The following is a 16,688-nucleotide window of genomic DNA, read 5'->3' as shown; positions in this document are numbered from 1 at the left end:
AACGCTGCCGGCCCCTTGCCATGGAGGCGACGCCATGAGAGTCACCGCCGATCGTATTCATGACGATTCTCGTCTTCGCTCCAGCGCCGGGACGGTGCCCCATGTCGGCGAGGCCGGTGGCAGCAAGCCCGTCGATCCGGAGCGACAAGCCGATTTCGCCAGGGCGGTGGAGGGCAGCCAGGCGCGTCGCCAGCAAGGCGGCACACTGCGTGAGCAGATCGAACGCTTGGCGCTGCCCGTTGCCGGCGATCCTTCGCTTTATGCCGATGAGCGCAGCATCGGGCTGCTACAGCACGTTGTCGATGCGGTGTTGCCCGAGATGGACACGCAGGCCGAGGTCGTCGAGATGGCGGCGCAGCTGATCAATCAGGAAATCGCGCAGCGCCTGGAGTGGGCGGAACGACGCGCCGAGGCCAAGGAGTTCGAGCCATGAGGGATGGCGACCATGGAGCGGCGGAGCTGTTGCACATGATGGGGCATCTTTACCTCAAGAGCGGCGAAACGAAGCGTGGTCTGGTGCTGCTGCTGATCGCGGTGCATCTCGCCCCCGAACATGCCGGCATCCTGCACACGCTGGCCCGGGCCTTCATCGCGGCGGGCGACACGTCGAGGGCGCTCGATGCGATCGAACACCTCGAACGGCTACAGGGAGCCTCGTCCGGGCTGGTGCTGCTGCAGAGCCGGGCGCTGTGGGCGGCTGGGCAGAAGGACGAAGCCCGACGTCGTTTTCGCGACTACCTGCAGCAGCGGGGGAATGCATGAGCGTGGCCCTGGCGAAGCTCAATCTCCTCGCCCAGCGGGCTGCCCAGCGTAGCGACGTGGTCATTGCGCTGTTCATCGTGCTGGCGGTGGTCATGATGATCATCCCCTTGCCGACGACGTTGGTAGATGCGCTGATCGGCATCAACATCGGCTTCAGCCTGCTGATCCTCGTCGTGGCGTTCTACATCTCGCACCCGGTCGAGTACTCCTCGCTGCCGCCGATCATCCTGCTGGCCACGCTGTTCCGACTGGCGCTTTCCATCACCACCACGCGGTTGATCCTGCTCGATGGCGATGCCGGGAAGATGGTGTCGGCGTTCGGCAATTTCGTCATCGCCGGTGAGGTAATGATCGGCCTGGTGGTGTTCCTGATCATTACCGTGGCCCAGTTCCTGGTGATCACCAAGGGCGCCGAGCGGGTCGCCGAAGTGGCCGCCCGCTTCATTCTCGATGCCATGCCGGGCAAGCAGATGAGTATCGACAACGACCTGCGCAACGGCGATATCGAGCAGGCAGAGGCGCGCAACCGGCGTCAGCGCCTGGAGCAGGAGAGTCAGCTCTACGGAGCGATGGACGGTGCGATGAAGTTCGTCAAGGGCGATGCCATCGCCGGGCTGGTGATCCTGTGCGTCAACCTGATCGGTGGCCTGTCGATCGGCATGGTCAAGCGCGGCATGTCGTTCGGCGAGGCGGTGAATACCTATTCGCTGCTGACGGTCGGCGACGGGCTCGTGGCTCAGATCCCGGCGCTACTGATCGCCGTTGGTGCCGGTACCGTCGTGACGCGGGTCAGCTCCAGTTCCGGCCATAGCGGTGACCTGGGCAGCGAGATCGTCGGCCAGCTCGGCAGGAGTGCCCGGGCGTTGGGATTGACCGCCATCATCCTGTTCTTCGCTGCCTTCATCCCGGGATTCGCTTCCGGGGTATTCCTCACCCTGGCGGCTGGGTTGGGTTTTGCAGCCTTCGTCATGCGTCGCCGGGAGCTCAGGCTGGTGGCGCAGGTTGATGCCGGCGGGGAGCTGTCCTCCCCGGCTCCCATGCCGGCAGGCACCGCCCCCGCCAGGCAACCGGCTACACCAGCTGACGAGGAACTGGCGCCGCACGCCGACACCGCACCGGAGGCGGGTGAATCACATCGTGTGGTGCTGCGTCTTGCGACTTCGCTGGCCGAAGCGCTATCTCTCGATGCCCTGCGCTGGGAGCTCGACGATGCGCGCCGCCGTGCCGGGGCGAACCTGGGAATCGAGATGCCGGGCGTCGGACTGCGCGTCGATGCGGCGCTGGAAGCCGACCATTTCGCCATCGAGCTCGATGAAGTCCCGATCATGCAGGGGGAGCTTCCCGCCGAGCGGGTGCTGCTCGACGACGACCCCGTGCACCTGGAGCTGCTGGAGGTCGAGGCCGTGGAGCATCCTTCGCCGTTGGGTCGGCAATCGGGGCTCTGGGTGGCCGCGCAGGAGGTCGAGCGCCTGGATGAGGCCGGGATCGGCTACCGCCGAGCCGATCAGGTGCTGTGCCTGTGCCTGGAACGCACCTTGACCCGCTATGCCGGGGAGTTCGTCGGCATCCAGGAGACCCGCACGCTGCTGTCGCGCATGGAGCAGGACTATGCGGAGCTGGTGGGCGAGGCGGTGCGCGTGGTCTCGCTACAGAAGATATCGGACATCCTGCGCCGCCTGGTGGACGAGGGCATTCCGCTGCGCGCACTGCGCACCATCCTCGAGGCGGTGGTGACCTGGGGCCCCCAGGAAGCGAACGTGCCGCGGTTGACCGAGCGGATTCGGGCCGCCCTGTCGCGCCAGATCTGTCATCGCTTTGCCCGGGCCGATCGGGTGCTGCCGGCCTGGGTGGTGACCCGCCAGCTCGAGGAGGCCATTCGAGCGACGCAGCGCAGTGCCGATGGCGCTGCCAGGAGCGGCAGCGTACCGGCATCGCTGTCACGCGCCTTGAACCGCTGGTTCCAGCAGCGTCTGGAGGCGCTGGACAGTGACGTGTCGCCGGTGGTGGTGGTGTCCGCCGACGTGCGTCCGGTGCTGCAGCAGTGGGCGAAGCGACACGAGCTGGATCTGCCGGTAATTGCCTGGTCCGAGGTGGCACCGGAGTTCAGCCTCCAGTCGCTGGCCCAGGTCAGGTTGCCGCAAGCTAACGCGCGGGGCGATGGCGAGGCTGCCAGCGCGCCCAAGGGCGAAGCGGAATGAACGACTCGAACGACAACCCTCCCCATCAAGGAGCAGCGACTGCGATGGCAGCCAGACCCTCGATTCTCCCTCCCTCCCTCGGCCCGGTACATTTCCGCTACCTGGCCCGCTGCCTGACAACACTGCTGTCATGGCTCGTGCTGGCGGTTCCCGCGTATGCCCAGAACGTCGATGCCGGCGGGGAACAGGGACTCACGCTGGAGACCGGACAGGGGCGTATTCTGCGCTTCGGCGAACCGGCCGAGTCGGTGTTCGTGGCCGACCCCGAGATTGCCGACGTACAGATTGTCTCCCCTGGAGTGATCTATCTCTTCGGCAAGGCCCAGGGCGATACCAACCTGATCGTACTGGGCGCGGACGAGCGTACCCAGGCATCGATGCGCCTGCAGGTGCGTAATGGCTCCCGGGCGGTCAACCAGGCCCTGCAGGGGGCCGGGGGTGGGGCGCCGATCGTGCTGCGCATGGCCGGCAACCAGCTGGTGGCGGAGGGGGAAAGCGCGGACGTCGACAGCGCCATCGCCATCCAGTCGACGCTCGAGAGTCACACGCCGGAAGAGGGGCGAGCGCTGGATGCCACCACTTACCAAGGCAGCACTCAGATCAACCTGCGCGTGCGCTTTGCCGAAGTCTCGCGTGAGGAGTTGCTGCAGTACGGCGTCAGCTGGAGCGCACTGATCAATAACGGCTCCCTGTCACTTGGCGTACTGCCCGGCTCCCAGGCAGGCATGACCTTCGGCACCCTGGGGGCCGGCAGCGACAGCATCGATGGGTTGCTCCAAGCGTTGCAGGAGAACGGCCTGCTGCAGATCCTGGCCGAGCCCAACATCACCACGGTCACCGGGGAAACCGCCAGCTTCCTGGCCGGCGGCGAGATCCCGATTCCGGTACCGGTCAATCGCGACCTGGTTGGCATCGAGTACAAGCAGTTCGGCGTCTCGCTGCTGTTCACGCCGGTGCTACTGCCCAACGATCGCATCTCGCTGCAGGTGCGCCCCGAGGTGAGCAGCCTGACCGGCAGCAGCGTGCAGGTCGGGGGCATCAGCGTGCCGGGGCTGCAGGTCCGGCGTGCCGATACCCTGGTAGAGGTGGGCAGCGGCCAGACCTTCGCCATTGCCGGCCTGTTCCAGCGCGACACCTTCAACAACATCGAGCGTGTCCCGGTGCTGGGCGATGTCCCGGTCCTCGGCAACCTGTTCCGCTCGCGGCGCTTCCAGCGCAACGAGACCGAGCTGGTGATCCTGATCACGCCCTATATCGTCGAACCTGTCTCGGCGCCATCGTCGGTTCGGCTTCCGATGGATCATGCACGGGTCGCCGGTGACGAAGGAAGGCTCGATACGAGCAGTGCCTACCGGGTCGCGAGTGACGACCCCTTCGGCTTCCACCTGCAATGAACAAGGAGAACGAGGGCATGCGCTATCACACAGGCTGGCGAACCTGGCGACTTCTCCCTCTGGCGCTGCTGCTGAGCGGCTGTGTCTCGTCGATGGCACCGATCTCCTGGGAGACCGGCTATCGGCAGGTGAGCGAACCCGCGGGGAGTGATACCGAGGCGCTGCGCCGTAGCATCGCGCCCAATACCTGCCGGGTGTCACCCGGTCAGGCCGGCATCGTACCCCTGCCGCCCGGTTGCGCCAACGACCTCAACCTCCAGGCCATGGTCGAGCGCCCTGGGGATCTGCTCCACGGACGTGAGATGGGGCCTGCAAGAGGTGCTCCGGTAGCGGCGGCGGCTCGCGAACGCCTGGAGGACCGGGAGCGTGCCAACAGCCGCCGTGTTGTGCTCGAGTCGGAAGCGCGTGGCTCCGCCAGTCGCAGCGCCACCACGGGGGATCTGTGAGCATTGGCCTGCAGCCGCTGCTCCCCTGGGGCGCTTGGCCCCAGGGGGGGCGTCATCGCGCCATGGCCAGGCCCATGGCGCGGGCTCGGTCGGCGGGGTCGGTGATCTCGCCGATGCGCGCAGCCTGCTCGATCAGCGATTGGCGCTGGCTGGGGGACATCTCCGGCAGTGCGATGCTGTGGGCCTGTTCCAGCTCCTGGGCTAGCACCAGCACCAACACCATGTTGCGGAAGTGGCGCTCCTCTGCCAGCGGTGAGTCGTTGACACGACGCATCAGCTCGATGGCCTCGTCGTCCTCTCCGGCCAACGAATGCGCCAGCGCCAGGTTGGTAAGGGCATCGGGGCTATGCGGCGAGAGTGCTGCCGCCTGGGAGAAGGCGTGCTGCGCCGACTCACCCTGGCCCAGCAGGGCGTGGGCAGCGCCCAAGCGGCTCCAGGCCGCCAGAGTATTCACTTCCGGGGCCGCCTTGTGCAGGTTGCGTACCGCACTTTCGACCTCGCCAAGGCGCAACTGGGCCGTGCCCAGTCCCAGCAGGGCATCGGTGTTCTCGATATCGAGACTCAGGGCGGTACGAAAGGAGGTCTTGGCGGCTTCCGCGTTACCGGCATCGAGCCGGGCATTGCCGAGCCGCACATGGATCTGGGGATCGTCGGCAGACAGCTCCGCCGCTCGCTCGTACATGGCGGCGGCCGTGGCGTGGTCGCCGCGCCGGCCGATGTCGTCCGCCAGGCTGAGCAGTCGGGCTTCCTCTCCGCCCAGGCCGCTGCCGGTAGTCGAGCAGGCGCCGAGCGTCAGACAGGAAAGCAGGAGAGCGGGCATTCGTATGTCGTTGCGTATCACCGATGAGACCTCCTCGTATATGGAAGCACGCCCCGAGTTTGCTTGCCGTGCAATACACCTTTCAAGGAGCTTTCCGTTGCGGGTATTCCAGGGAAGCCTGCTACCTCGTCAGGCAAAGACGTTTCGATACTACTGCACCTTTATCCTCCTTGGTATAGGAAAAATCATTTCGGTATCGATGCGAAAGTATCATGCGATATCCACTCTTTTTGTCGTGGGATTGGCCACTATTTCAGGACATTGCATTGCCGAAGAACAGGTAAGTGGATGGCCGATGGAGGAGTGGAAGGAGCGCGAGTATCGCTACGTGATCATCGATCAGGACGTACGCGACGTGCTTCGGGAAATGGGGCACAACCTGTCGCTTCCGGTGGAGATTTCACGTGAAGTCAAGGGGCGGGTGAGGGGCGACATACGCGCCGGTACCGCCGAGGAGTTCCTCGAGCGGATCAGCGCGGCCAACGGCCTGGCCTGGTTTTTCGATGGCGGTGTGCTGCATGTCGCCACGCGGGGAGAGATGACGCAGCGCCGCTTCGAACTCAATGGAATCGACTCGCAGCGGTTGATGGAAAACATAGAGGAATCCCGCATTGGCGCCCCCCTGCGGGTGCGTCTGGTGGATGGCGGCTCGACGCTCCAGGCCTGGGGACCGCCGGCATGGATAGACAACGTGGCCAGGCACGTCGAGCGCCTGCGTCAACCGACCCCGCGCGGTCCATCCGGTGTACGGGTGTTCCGTGGCGGAACGACCGAGACCGCCGTCAGCGAATGACGGTGAAACGAAGAAAGCAGGCGAAACGAAGAGAAGAAAAGGAGGAAGCGATCATGGCGACTGAAGCCGTAGGTGCACCCGGTGGCAACGACCTTTCCAGCACGGATCAGCAGGCTTTCGATGCCGCCGTCGAGAATGCCCAGGCCCAGGCCATTGTCGGCCAGGCAGTGGGATCACTGGCGATGATGCACCTGATGGATTATGCCGGTGACATGCTCAAGGACGAAGGCTGACGTCGGTACGAATGCGGCAGGAATTGCCTGCCGTTCAGGCACACGTTATGAGGTGATTCGTGATGATGTCCGCGATGACGACAGGCGCGACGCCCGCCCCGATGGCGGAGGGCATGGCGAGTTCCGCAACGCCTGCCGAGCAGAATCTGTTCGAGCACATGGCACGCGTTTCCGGCTCGACCCTGCAGGCCGTGACACCGGCCGAGCTGGGCGAGAACATCCTCAATGGGCTGGAGGGCACCCTCGAGCGGATGCAGGCCTTCTCCTCCGCCCAGGGTGGCGAGGGGAGTGGCGCCTCCCGGGCCGTGTCGGGCACCGAGAACGGCGGCAGCGCTGACGATCCCGGCGCTGAGGCACTTGGTGGCGACCAGTTCCAGCGCATGATCGACGCATTTGGCTCGATGTTCGACCATGCGGTCGAGTCGCGGCTGATGGCGTCTTGCGCTGCCCAGACGTCGGGCGCCACCTCGACGCTGCTACGGGGATGACCGGCTTGCCACTTATCCCACGACGCAGGGGCTTGCTCCGAGCGCTGTCGATTCTCGCCATGGCGCTGCTGCTGCAGGCGTGTGACACCGAGTTGTATACCGACCTCAGCGAGCGCGAGGCCAACGTCATGGTGGCGGCGCTGGCCAGGCACGGTATTCCTGCCAAGCGGGTCGCCGCCGATGGCGGTCGCATGACCGTTACCGTCGACGAGGATCGCTTTGCCGAGGCGGTGGAGATACTGGATCGCCTGGGGCTGCCCCAGGAGCGCTTTTCCAATCTTGGCGAGATCTTCCAGGGCAACAGCCTGGTGTCGTCGCCGGTACAGGAGCGCGCTCAGATGCTTTATGCGCTCAGCGAAGAACTGTCGCATACGGTGTCGCAGATCGATGGCGTTCTCACGGCCCGGGTGCACGTCGTCCTTCCCGAGAACGACCTGGTGCGGCAGGACAGCACGCCCTCGTCGGCCTCGGTGTTCATTCGCCACGCGCCGGAGCTCGAGGTGGGGCCGCTGATCCCACGGATAAAGACCTTGGTGGCCAACGGCATTGCCGGGCTCTCCTACGACAACGTCTCGGTGGTGCCGGTGGCGGCGATGAGGCTGGAGCCCAGAGTGGAAATAGTGCCACCGCAGACGAGCGCTTTTCTCGGTATCGCCATGCCGGCGAGCAGCGTCGGGCGGGTCAGTTGGCTGTTCGGTATCTTCGCCGCCGTGCTGCTGGGCCTGGCCGGGGCGGTGGGGTGGATGACCTGGCAGCGCCGTCGGCGCGTGCCCTACGACCTGGAGCCACCCACATGAGCGGAGCAAATACCGCCGCCGAACGAGAATCGTCGGCCTCGGCATGGCGATCCTTCGTCGAGGCGCCGGCGCGCTGCGTTGCGCGCCCCTGGTTGCAGGATTGCCTGGGTGGGATCGCCGGTGACGCCCTCCTGGAGTCGCTGATGCTGCATCCTCGCTTCCAGCGCCGTCTGGCGCAGCGGTTGATTGACCGGCATGGATTGATGCCGCCCGAGTCGCTGCCCGCGCCCACCGAAGAGGACGCCCGGCTACTGGCGCTGCCGGCGCGGGCCGGCGCCACCCTGGCCCATTACTGCGGGGTGATCTGCCATGCCGCCGCCTTCGTGCGCGAGATTCGCGCGCCTCGCGTGGTGGCCCTCAAGCAGCGCTTCGGCGATGCCGCCTTCGCCACCGCGCTGGCCAACCGCGAGCTGGCGGTGGCGGTGGCGAGCGATGACGACATCGAGATGCTGGCGCGGGCGGTCAAGCGTGATGGGCAGGCCTGCGTCTCGGCCTGGCTGTCGCTGCAGCCGCCCGAACTCGCCGCCTGGCTGAGGCTGGGGTTGGCCAGCGGCTTGCCGGAGGAGGTGCTGGAAGGAGCCTCCCCCGAGGTTTGCCGGCAAGGGCCTGGCATCGTGCGCTGCGCCGCCGCCATCGTCGATGCCGAGATCAGGGAGTCAGAGCATGCACGAACTGCCGACACGTCCGAGTAAGGTCATCCTGCGCGGCGACGAGGCCCAGGCCTGGATCGATGGCTACGCCTTTCTCGAGCGCGCCCGGGCACAAGCCAGGGAGGTGGAGGCGAGGACCCGACATACCGCCGCCAGCGCCTATGCCGACGGCTTTGAGGAGGGGCGACGGGAAGGCGAGGCTCGGGCAGCCGAATTGCTGACACAGGCCACCCAGCGGGTGGAGAGCTACCTGGCGGGGCTCGACCAGGCACTGGCCGAGCTCTCCCTGGGCATGGTGCGCCGCATCCTGGGCGAATTCGACGACGCCGAGCTGGTGAGCCGCTGTGCGCGCCAGGCCCTGCGCGAATTGCGCCACGACATGCGGGTCAGCGTGCGCGTCGCGCCGGAGCGGGTAGCAGCCGTCGAAGCGCTGCTGGCCCAGGGGCCGTCGATAGCCGAAGGCCCCGCCTATCGCGTCGAAGGCGACGCGCAGCTGGGGCCGGGCCAATGCCTGTTGGTCAGTCCGGTGGCGATCGTCGATGTCGGGCTTGATGCCCAACTGACTGCCCTGCGTCGCGCGCTGACGAGTGGCCAGGAGCTGCGCCGATGACGTCTCCCGAGATCGACCTCGAGGCGCTGCTGCCGCGACTGGGCGCGCGGCTGGAAGAGGCCGAACTGCGTCCGGTACACGGCCGGGTACGCCGAATTCGCGGCCTGCTGGTGCACGCCAGCGTCGACGGCACCGGCATCGGTGAGCTGTGCTACCTGCGCGACCCCGTGAGCGGACGCCATGTCGCCGCCGAAGTGATCGGCTTCGAGGAGGAGCACGCCATCCTCTCTCCGATCGGCGACCTGCAGGGCATGTCCACCCGGGCCGAGGTCATCGCCACCGGCGGACCGCAGGGGGTGCCGGTGGGTGAGGCGCTGCTGGGGCGGGTAATCAGCCCACTGGGCACCTTCATCGATGCCGCACCGGATCGTGACATTGATGCCCTGCGCATCTGCCCCGTGCATGCCGAACCGCCCAGTCCCCTGGCGCGACAGTTGATCCAGCATCCGCTGGCGCTGGGCATTCGCGCCATTGACGGCCTGCTGACCGTGGCGCGTGGCCAGCGCGTCGGCATCTTCGGCGAGCCCGGGGTGGGCAAGTCGTCGCTGCTCTCCGCCATCGTACGCGGCAGCGAGGCGGAGGTCATCGTGCTGGGATTGGTCGGCGAACGCGGTCGCGAAGTACGCGAATTGCTGGATGTGCAGCTCGATGCCAAGGCCCGGCAGCGCACTGTCTGCGTAGTGGCCACTTCCGATCGCCCGGCCATCGAGCGGGCACGGGCCGCCATGGTGGCCACCACCGTGGCGGAGCACTTCCGCGACCAGGGGCGCGACGTCCTGCTGCTGGTCGACAGCATTACCCGTTTTGCCCGAGCCCAGCGCGAGATTGGCCTGGCCGCCGGCGAGCCACCGACCCGACGCGGCTATCCGCCTTCGCTCTTCGCCGCCTTGCCGCGTTTGCTGGAGCGGGCGGGGCCGGGGGCCAGCGGGAGCATCACCGCGCTCTATACCGTGCTCACCGAGGGCGACGGCAGCCTCGATCCGGTCGCCGAAGAGACGCGGGCCATTCTCGACGGCCACATCGTACTCAGCGCCGACCTGGCCAAGCGTGACCACTTTCCGGCCATCGACGTCCTTGCCAGCCGCAGCCGCCTGATGGATGCCGTCATCTCGAACGAGCAGCGCCGCAACGCCGGTCGAATTCGCGACCTGCTGGCGCGCCATCGCGACGTCGAGCTGCTGCTTCAGGTCGGTGAGTACCGCGAGGGCAACGACCCCCTTACCGACGAGGCGGTTGCCAGGCATGCCGCCATCGAAGCCTTCCTGCGCCAGAGCGAGAGGGAACACAGCGACTTCGAGGAAACCTTGAAACGCATGGATGAACTGCTGTCATGACCGAACGCTTCCGACTCGAGCAACTCATGGCGCTGCGTGAGCGGCGCGAACGCCTGGCCGAGGCCGCCCTGGCGGCGCAGCAACGGCGCTGTCGGGACGAGGCGCACCGCATCGATGAGCTCGACCTCACCCTGGCGCGCGAGCAGAGCGACTTCGACCGGCTAGAGCAGGCGTGGTTCGAGGCGGCGGAGGGGGCGACGCTGTCGCCCGCGGAGCTGGAGCAGGCGCGCCAGGCCATCGACGATCATCAGCGGCGCCAGACCGAGTTGGCCGATGCGCGCTCGGCGGCCGAACGGGAGCAATGCCGGCTGCTCGAGGAGTGTGCCCGGCAGGCCGAGGTCTGGAAGCAGCGCTCCCATGCCCGGGAGGCGCTGGGGAAGCTGGTCGAGCGTCGCCGCAGCGCTGATCGCATCGTGCAGGAGGGGCGCCTCGAGGCGGACCTCGAGGACACCCTGCCGCGTGGGGGGCCGGAATGGCGAAGCTAGATCTGGTGCCGGCGGCGGGGCGGCAGGGCTCGACGACGAGAGACACGGTCGTGGCGGCGCGTCTGCCCCGGTTGTCGCCGGAGCAGGTGACCATGCTCAACGCGCTGCATCGCCCGCGCCTGGCACTCGCGCTCTCCCTGGGCGAGCGAGCGCTGCGGTTGCGCATCGTCGCGGAAGCCGGGCCACCTTCCTTGCCCGTGGCACTGGGGCTATCGATAGGCGGCGCCCCGGCGCTGCTGGAGCTCTGCCATGACAGCCTGGCGCTCTTGACGGATCGCCTGGCGTTGCGTACCGGGCTGGAGGCGTGCGAACCCGGCCTCGCGGCGCTGTGGCTGGAGTACGCCCTGCTGGAGTGGATCGAGCCCTTGGAAGCGCGCCTGGGCGTCGCCCTGCAGCTGGACGAGGCGCCTCCTTCGGCCGAGGAAGCCGTGGCCATACGCATTTCGCTGCGCCTGGAGGCCGATGGGCACGCCAGCCATCTGCGCTTGTCGCTGGGCGCCGCCGCCATGCGGGCCGTCGCGCCGTTGCTGGGGGCTCTGCCTGCTGTCGAACCCAGGCCGTGCTCGGCGCTGCCCATCTCCGTGCAGTGGCTCGCCGGGCACCAACGGCTGCGACTGGACGAGCTGCGCGGCCTGATGCCGGGCGACGTGGTGCTGCTCGAACGACCGGCCGAGGCGCTGGCGATCGCCGGACGCCCCATGGCCAAGGTGGTGGAACAGGACGATGGCCTGAAACTGCTCACGCCACCCACTGCCGGGCATGGCGACGACCTCGATGTGCCCCGGAACGATCTCCCCAGCAACGATTCCCTCAAGAACCATCCCCGCAGTAACGACAGGAGCCGTGACGCCATGGCAGAAGACTCTCGTAGCCCGAAACCGCCGCCCACGGATGCGGCGGCCCTGGATGGCTTGCCGATGCGCCTGGTGTGCGAGCTCGGCCGCCTGGAGCTCTCGCTCGGCGAGCTTCGCGAACTGGGGCCGGGCAGCGTGCTGCCGCTGTCCCGGCCGACGGAGAACGCCGTGGACCTGGTCGTCAATGGTCGGCCCATGGGCCGAGGGCGGCTGGTGGAGATCGGCGACAGCCTGGGCGTGCAGATCGTAAGGCTCACGGGCGATGAGTGAGTTCGAGCCCAACCTGGTCGGCATGATCATCGTCATGGCCGGCCTGGGGCTGCTGCCCCTGGCGGTGGTGACCATGACCTCGTTTCTCAAGATCGCCGTGGTGCTGTTCCTGATTCGCAACGCCCTGGGCATCCAGCAGACGCCGCCCAACCTGGTGCTCTACGGCATCGCCCTGGTGCTGACCGTCTATATCACCACGCCGCTGGTCGGCGAGATCGCCTACCGGCTCGAGAACCACGGCGGTTCGCTGGAGAGCGTCGAGGACATCCGCGAGACCGGTATGCTGCTGCGCGGGCCGCTACAGGAGTACCTGTCGCTCTACGCCAACGAGCGTGAGCGCGCCTTCTTCATCGATGCCACGCAGAACATCTGGTCGGAGCAGGCGCGCGAGAATCTGCAGGATGACGACCTGGTGGTGCTGATTCCGGCCTTCGTCACCTCCGAACTCGTGCGTGCCTTCGAGATCGGCTTTCTGATCTACATCCCGTTCCTGGTCATCGACCTGGTGGTGGCCAACGTACTGATGGCGATGGGCATGGTGATGGTCGCGCCGCCGCTGATCTCGGTGCCGCTGAAGATCTTCCTGTTCGTTGCCGTGGACGGCTGGTCGCGCCTGATGCACGGCCTGATCCTCAGCTACGGAGGTTAGCCACCGTGTCCGGCGAGATCTTCCTCACGCTGATGAACAATGCCCTGTGGACCGTACTGCTGCTATCCGCACCCGCGCTGCTGGCGGCGATCGTGATCGGCTTCGGCATCGGCCTGCTGCAGGCGCTGACGCAGATTCAGGACCAATCGCTGCCCCAGGCGGTCAAGGTCATTGTGATCATGCTGGTGTTGATCGTGGGAGGGCCGCTGCTGGTAGGGCAGCTCGTCAACCTGACCGACCAGGTGCTGGACAACTTTGCCGCCTGGTCGCGCTGAGGTCCCATGGCATTCGAGGAATTCTTTCCCTTCCTTACCGAGTTGGTCTATCCCATGCTCGTGGCCGCTTCCATCGGTATGACTCGGGCGCTGGGGGTGATCCTCATCACGCCGGCCTTCAATCGGCTCGGCCTGACCGGGATGATCCGCTCCGCCGTCGCCGTGACCATCGCCTTGCCGGCGATACCGTTCATCTTCTCCGCGTTACCGTCGCTGGGCCCGCTGTCGGCCTTCGGTCTTGCCGCCCTGCTGATCAAGGAGCTGATGATCGGCGCCGTCATCGGCGTGGTGTTCGGCATACCGTTCTGGGCGGCGGAGGTGGCGGGGGAAGTGGTCGACCTGCAGCGTGCCTCGACCATGGGGCAACTGCTCGATCCGATGGGCAGCACCGAGTCGGGCGTCACCAGCACGCTGCTGGTAGTGACCCTGGTAGCGCTGTTCTTCGTCTCGGGTGGCTTCATGATCATGCTCGAGGGGTTCTACGCGAGCTATGCGCTGTGGCCGGTGGAGCGCTTCGTGCCGGTGCTTGAGTCCCGCACCGCCCTGACGATGCTGGATATGCTGGACCAGGTGATGCGGGTGGGGGTGATGATGGTCGCGCCGCTGGTGATCGCCCTGCTGGTCGCCGACCTGATGCTTGCCTATCTGGCACGCATGGCGCCCAGCCTGAACGTGTTCTCGCTGTCGCTGGCGATCAAGAACCTGCTCTTCACCTTCCTGATGCTGCTCTACATCGTCTTCCTGATACCGCTGCTGGTGGAGGAGCTCGGCACGCTGGGTGACGGCTATCGGCGCCTCGAGACGCTGCTGGGCAGTGTCGCCTGGCTGCCCGGAGAGCAGGGGCGCGCATGAGCGAGAAACCCAGCGAAGAGAGATCGCTGCCGCCCTCCGAAAAGAAGCTGCGCGACGCGCGCAAGAAGGGGCAGGTCAGCAAGAGCTCGGACATGGTCACCGCCATGGTGATGCTGGGCTGTACGCTCTATCTCGTCATGGCTGTCGGCGGCATCGAACGGCGTGTGCGCCACCTCATCAGCACCACCACACGTCTCTATCACGAGCCGTTCGACACCCTGTGGCCACGCCTGCTGGCGCTGGGGGCGGAAATCGTGGTGCGCTCGGTACTGCCGATCATCGTCATCTCCGTCGTGGCCGCCGTACTGACCAACATCCTGATCATGCGCGGCCCGGTATTCTCGGTGGACCCGATCAAGCCGAGATTCGAGCGCATCAATCCCGCCGAGGGCTTCAAGCGAATCTTCTCGGCCCGCGGCGTGATCGAATTCGTCAAGTCGCTGATCAAGATGGTCGCGCTGGGCACGGCGTTCGTGATCGTCTTCCGGCTGGGGCTGCAAACCCTGATGGACTCACCACGCTGTGGTTTCGACTGCCTGGATGGCATCTTCATGGCGTTGCTCAAGCCGCTGATCATTACCGCCCTGATCGCCTTCCTGGTGGTTGGATCGATCGACGTGCTGATGCAGCACTGGCTGTTCCGGCGCGATCAGCGCATGACCCGGACCGAGCACAAGCGCGAGCGCAAGGATCTGGAGGGCGACCCCGAGATCCGCCGTGCCCGCCAACGCGAACGGCGCGACATGTACGCCCACACCGCGCGAACCGGCGTGGAGCACGCTTCGCTCATGCTGGGCGCCGCCGGCGACTGGCTGGTAGGGCTGCGCTACGTCAAGGGCGAGACGCCCGTGCCGGTGGTGGTGTGCAAGGCCTCTCCCGATCAGTCCGCCGCGCTGCTCGAAGCGGCCGCCACCCAGGGAGTTGCCGTAGCCATCCGGCCGGGGCTGGCGGCTCGAATCGCCAAGCGGGCCGGTAACGGCGGGCCGATTCCCCAGGATACGTTCCAGGCAGTCGCCGACGAGTTGGTGGTGGCCGGGTTGATCTAAAAGGAAATGTCGATCCAGAGGGAGGTCGTACGACTCATGAATGACGGCCAATGAGCTAGTCTTGTGAACGACCAGGAGAAACTGCCATGCAATACATGTTGATGTGCTGTATCGACGAGGCGCTGTGGAACGGCCTGCCGGATGCCGAGCGCGACTCGGTCATGAACGACTACAACGCTCTGATCCAGGAGATGGTCACCAGTGGGCACTACCGCGGCGGTGCCCGGCTGCAGTCGGTGGATTCGGCCACCACCCTGCGTGAGCAGAACGGCAAGGTGGTGACGCTGGACGGCCCCTTCGCCGAGAGCCGCGAGCAGTTGGGTGGCTTTCACGTAGTGGAGTGCCGCGACCTGGACGAGGCCTTGGGGCTGGCCCGGCGCATCCCGCCGCTACGGGTCGGCGGCTCGGTCGAGGTACGGCCGGTGGACCCCGCCTATCGACTATGAGGGACTTGAGTGACCCTGGACGATCTCTATCGCCGTGAGTATGGCCGCGTGCTGGCCAGCCTGATTCGCCGGTTCGGCCATTTCGAACTGGCCGAGGACGCCGTGCAGGCGGCCTTCGAGGCGGCGATGGTGCAGTGGCCGGTCCAGGGCTGGCCACCGAACCCGACCTCGTGGTTGATTGCCACCGCCCGCCACAAGGTGGTCGACCAGTTGCGTCACCAGCAGATGCGCGAGCGCAAGGGCAACGAGCTGCGCCAACACCTGGAACTGCTGCTCGATCAGGACCTCGAGGCCGAGCCGCTCGACAGCCTGCGCCTGGTCTTCGCCTGCTGCCACCCGGCCCTGGCGCGATCCGCCCAGGTGGCACTGACGCTGCATACCCTGGGCGGGCTACGTACCGAGGAGATCGCTCGCGCCTTCATGGTACCGGTGCCGACCCTGGCCCAGCGGCTGGTGCGAGCCAAGGCCAAGATCCGCGATGCGGGCATTCCCTTCGAGGTTCCCGACGACACGGCGCTGGGCGAGCGCCTGGAGTCGGTGCTGGCGGTGATCTACCTGATCTTCAATGAAGGCTATGCGGCCAGCTTCGGCGACGACTGGGTGCGCAGCGATCTCTGTGCCGAGGCGATTCGCCTGGGGCGGATGCTGGTGCGGCTGCTGCCGGCCGAGCGCGAGGCGCGCGGTTTGCTGGCGCTGATGCTGCTGCACCATTCCCGGCGTAACACGCGCACCGACGAGGCCGGCGATATCGTGCTGCTGGAGGATCAGGACCGTAAGCGCTGGAATGTCGACGAGATCGAGGAGGGCATCGCCCATATCGAGGTGGCGCTACGCGGCAACCCGCTTGGCTCCTATGCGGTGCAGGCCGGCATAGCGGCCCTGCACGCCCAGGCGGCAACACCGGCAGAGACCGACTGGCGGCGTATCGCCGCGCTCTACAGCTTGCTCTACGTCCTTCAGCCCACACCTGTGGTGGCGCTCAACCGGGCCGTGGCGATCGCCATGGCCGATGGGCTGGAAGCGGGCCTCGAGCTGCTCGAGAAGATCCATCTGCCCCATTATCACCTGCTGCCGGCGACGCAGGCCGACCTGCTGCGCCGGCTGGGTCGCCATGACGAGGCGGCGATGCATTACCGCGAGGCGCTGAAACTGGTCACGCACGACGCCGAGCGACGTTTCCTCGAACGCCGCTTGCGCGAGGTAATGGCAACCGCCGCCGATGTCGATTTGCCGTTGGCTGGCTCGAAAGAGGGATGAGGCCTCTTGGCTATCACCAAGTTCATTAT

General features: G+C 66.6%; 21 protein-coding genes. 20 read left to right on the top strand and 1 reads right to left on the bottom strand.

Annotated features, from left to right (window positions below; all coding sequences use genetic code 11):
* The first annotated feature begins 34 nt into the window (after positions 1-34).
* Genes ACRWQA_RS16980 through ACRWQA_RS16960 form a run of 5 tightly spaced genes read left to right on the top strand, consistent with a single transcriptional unit; the run spans position 35 to position 4,800 of the window.
* Positions 35-433: a hypothetical protein gene (locus tag ACRWQA_RS16980; RefSeq protein WP_434230720.1), complete on the top strand. Its 399-nt coding sequence runs from the start codon at positions 35-37 to the stop codon at positions 431-433.
* Positions 430-762: a type III secretion apparatus assembly chaperone SctY gene (sctY, locus tag ACRWQA_RS16975; protein WP_434230717.1), complete on the top strand. Its 333-nt coding sequence runs from the start codon at positions 430-432 to the stop codon at positions 760-762. Before ACRWQA_RS16980 ends, sctY begins: the two co-directional genes overlap by 4 nt.
* On the top strand, positions 759-2,960 hold the full coding sequence (sctV, locus tag ACRWQA_RS16970; RefSeq protein ID WP_434230716.1) for a type III secretion system export apparatus subunit SctV: 2,202 nt from the start codon (positions 759-761) through the stop codon (positions 2,958-2,960). Before sctY ends, sctV begins: the two co-directional genes overlap by 4 nt.
* 44 nt (positions 2,961-3,004) lie before the next feature.
* Positions 3,005-4,354, top strand: a complete 1,350-nt coding sequence (locus ACRWQA_RS16965) for a type II and III secretion system protein family protein (RefSeq protein ID WP_434230713.1) — start codon at positions 3,005-3,007, stop codon at positions 4,352-4,354.
* A 17-nt stretch (positions 4,355-4,371) separates the two neighbouring features.
* Positions 4,372-4,800, top strand: a complete 429-nt coding sequence (locus tag ACRWQA_RS16960; RefSeq protein WP_434230711.1) for a hypothetical protein — start codon at positions 4,372-4,374, stop codon at positions 4,798-4,800.
* A gap of 52 nt (positions 4,801-4,852) precedes the next feature.
* On the opposite strand, the gene ACRWQA_RS16955 is transcribed toward ACRWQA_RS16960, so the two are convergent.
* Positions 4,853-5,620, bottom strand: coding sequence for a tetratricopeptide repeat protein (locus tag ACRWQA_RS16955; protein WP_434230708.1), 768 nt, complete (start codon positions 5,618-5,620; stop codon positions 4,853-4,855).
* Between the two features lie 295 nt (positions 5,621-5,915).
* Here ACRWQA_RS16955 and ACRWQA_RS16950 point away from each other — a divergent pair, with 295 nt between their 5' ends.
* The 15 genes from ACRWQA_RS16950 to ACRWQA_RS16880 all read left to right on the top strand — a co-directional run bounded on the left by ACRWQA_RS16950 (position 5,916) and on the right by ACRWQA_RS16880 (position 16,659).
* Positions 5,916-6,413 (top strand): hypothetical protein, encoded by a 498-nt coding sequence (locus tag ACRWQA_RS16950; RefSeq protein WP_263582755.1) that lies wholly within the window; start codon positions 5,916-5,918, stop codon positions 6,411-6,413.
* A gap of 53 nt (positions 6,414-6,466) precedes the next feature.
* Complete coding sequence (locus ACRWQA_RS16945; RefSeq protein ID WP_167111630.1) at positions 6,467-6,646, top strand: hypothetical protein; 180 nt, start codon at positions 6,467-6,469, stop codon at positions 6,644-6,646.
* A 62-nt stretch (positions 6,647-6,708) separates the two neighbouring features.
* Entirely contained in the window at positions 6,709-7,134 is a 426-nt protein-coding gene (locus tag ACRWQA_RS16940) for a hypothetical protein (protein ID WP_263582756.1), read from the top strand.
* A gap of 32 nt (positions 7,135-7,166) precedes the next feature.
* Positions 7,167-7,931 carry a type III secretion system inner membrane ring lipoprotein SctJ gene (gene sctJ / locus ACRWQA_RS16935; protein WP_263582757.1) on the top strand — a complete coding sequence of 255 codons (765 nt, stop codon included), beginning with the start codon at positions 7,167-7,169 and terminating at the stop codon, positions 7,929-7,931.
* The gene (locus ACRWQA_RS16930) at positions 7,928-8,623 is read left to right on the top strand and encodes a hypothetical protein (protein ID WP_434230703.1); all 696 of its coding nucleotides are present in this window, start codon (positions 7,928-7,930) and stop codon (positions 8,621-8,623) included. The genes sctJ and ACRWQA_RS16930 overlap by 4 nt, the downstream gene beginning before the upstream one ends.
* Entirely contained in the window at positions 8,595-9,191 is a 597-nt protein-coding gene (gene sctL, locus ACRWQA_RS16925; protein ID WP_434230702.1) for a type III secretion system stator protein SctL, read from the top strand. Before ACRWQA_RS16930 ends, sctL begins: the two co-directional genes overlap by 29 nt.
* Positions 9,188-10,525, top strand: a complete 1,338-nt coding sequence (locus tag ACRWQA_RS16920; protein WP_263582760.1) for a FliI/YscN family ATPase — start codon at positions 9,188-9,190, stop codon at positions 10,523-10,525. The genes sctL and ACRWQA_RS16920 overlap by 4 nt, the downstream gene beginning before the upstream one ends.
* Positions 10,522-11,010, top strand: coding sequence for a hypothetical protein (locus tag ACRWQA_RS16915; RefSeq protein ID WP_434230699.1), 489 nt, complete (start codon positions 10,522-10,524; stop codon positions 11,008-11,010). The genes ACRWQA_RS16920 and ACRWQA_RS16915 overlap by 4 nt, the downstream gene beginning before the upstream one ends.
* Positions 10,998-12,134 (top strand): type III secretion system cytoplasmic ring protein SctQ, encoded by a 1,137-nt coding sequence (sctQ, locus tag ACRWQA_RS16910; protein WP_434230697.1) that lies wholly within the window; start codon positions 10,998-11,000, stop codon positions 12,132-12,134. Before ACRWQA_RS16915 ends, sctQ begins: the two co-directional genes overlap by 13 nt.
* Positions 12,127-12,783 carry a type III secretion system export apparatus subunit SctR gene (gene sctR / locus ACRWQA_RS16905; RefSeq protein WP_434230694.1) on the top strand — a complete coding sequence of 219 codons (657 nt, stop codon included), beginning with the start codon at positions 12,127-12,129 and terminating at the stop codon, positions 12,781-12,783. Before sctQ ends, sctR begins: the two co-directional genes overlap by 8 nt.
* A 5-nt stretch (positions 12,784-12,788) precedes the next feature.
* Positions 12,789-13,058 carry an EscS/YscS/HrcS family type III secretion system export apparatus protein gene (locus tag ACRWQA_RS16900; RefSeq protein WP_167111613.1) on the top strand — a complete coding sequence of 90 codons (270 nt, stop codon included), beginning with the start codon at positions 12,789-12,791 and terminating at the stop codon, positions 13,056-13,058.
* 6 nt (positions 13,059-13,064) lie between these two features.
* A complete protein-coding gene (gene sctT, locus ACRWQA_RS16895) occupies positions 13,065-13,910 on the top strand; it encodes a type III secretion system export apparatus subunit SctT (RefSeq protein ID WP_263582764.1) in 846 nt (281 codons plus the stop codon).
* Positions 13,907-14,956 carry an EscU/YscU/HrcU family type III secretion system export apparatus switch protein gene (locus ACRWQA_RS16890; RefSeq protein ID WP_263582765.1) on the top strand — a complete coding sequence of 350 codons (1,050 nt, stop codon included), beginning with the start codon at positions 13,907-13,909 and terminating at the stop codon, positions 14,954-14,956. The genes sctT and ACRWQA_RS16890 overlap by 4 nt, the downstream gene beginning before the upstream one ends.
* Positions 14,957-15,042: 86 nt before the next feature.
* Positions 15,043-15,402 (top strand): YciI family protein, encoded by a 360-nt coding sequence (locus tag ACRWQA_RS16885; protein ID WP_111413156.1) that lies wholly within the window; start codon positions 15,043-15,045, stop codon positions 15,400-15,402.
* A 9-nt stretch (positions 15,403-15,411) separates the two neighbouring features.
* Positions 15,412-16,659, top strand: a complete 1,248-nt coding sequence (locus tag ACRWQA_RS16880; RefSeq protein ID WP_446326200.1) for an RNA polymerase sigma factor — start codon at positions 15,412-15,414, stop codon at positions 16,657-16,659.
* Positions 16,660-16,688 lie beyond the last annotated feature (29 nt).

Source organism: Billgrantia sp. C5P2 (assembly GCF_051062895.2).
The sequence above is the reverse complement of the archived record's forward strand: the minus strand, read 5'-3'. Positions and strand labels throughout refer to the sequence as shown.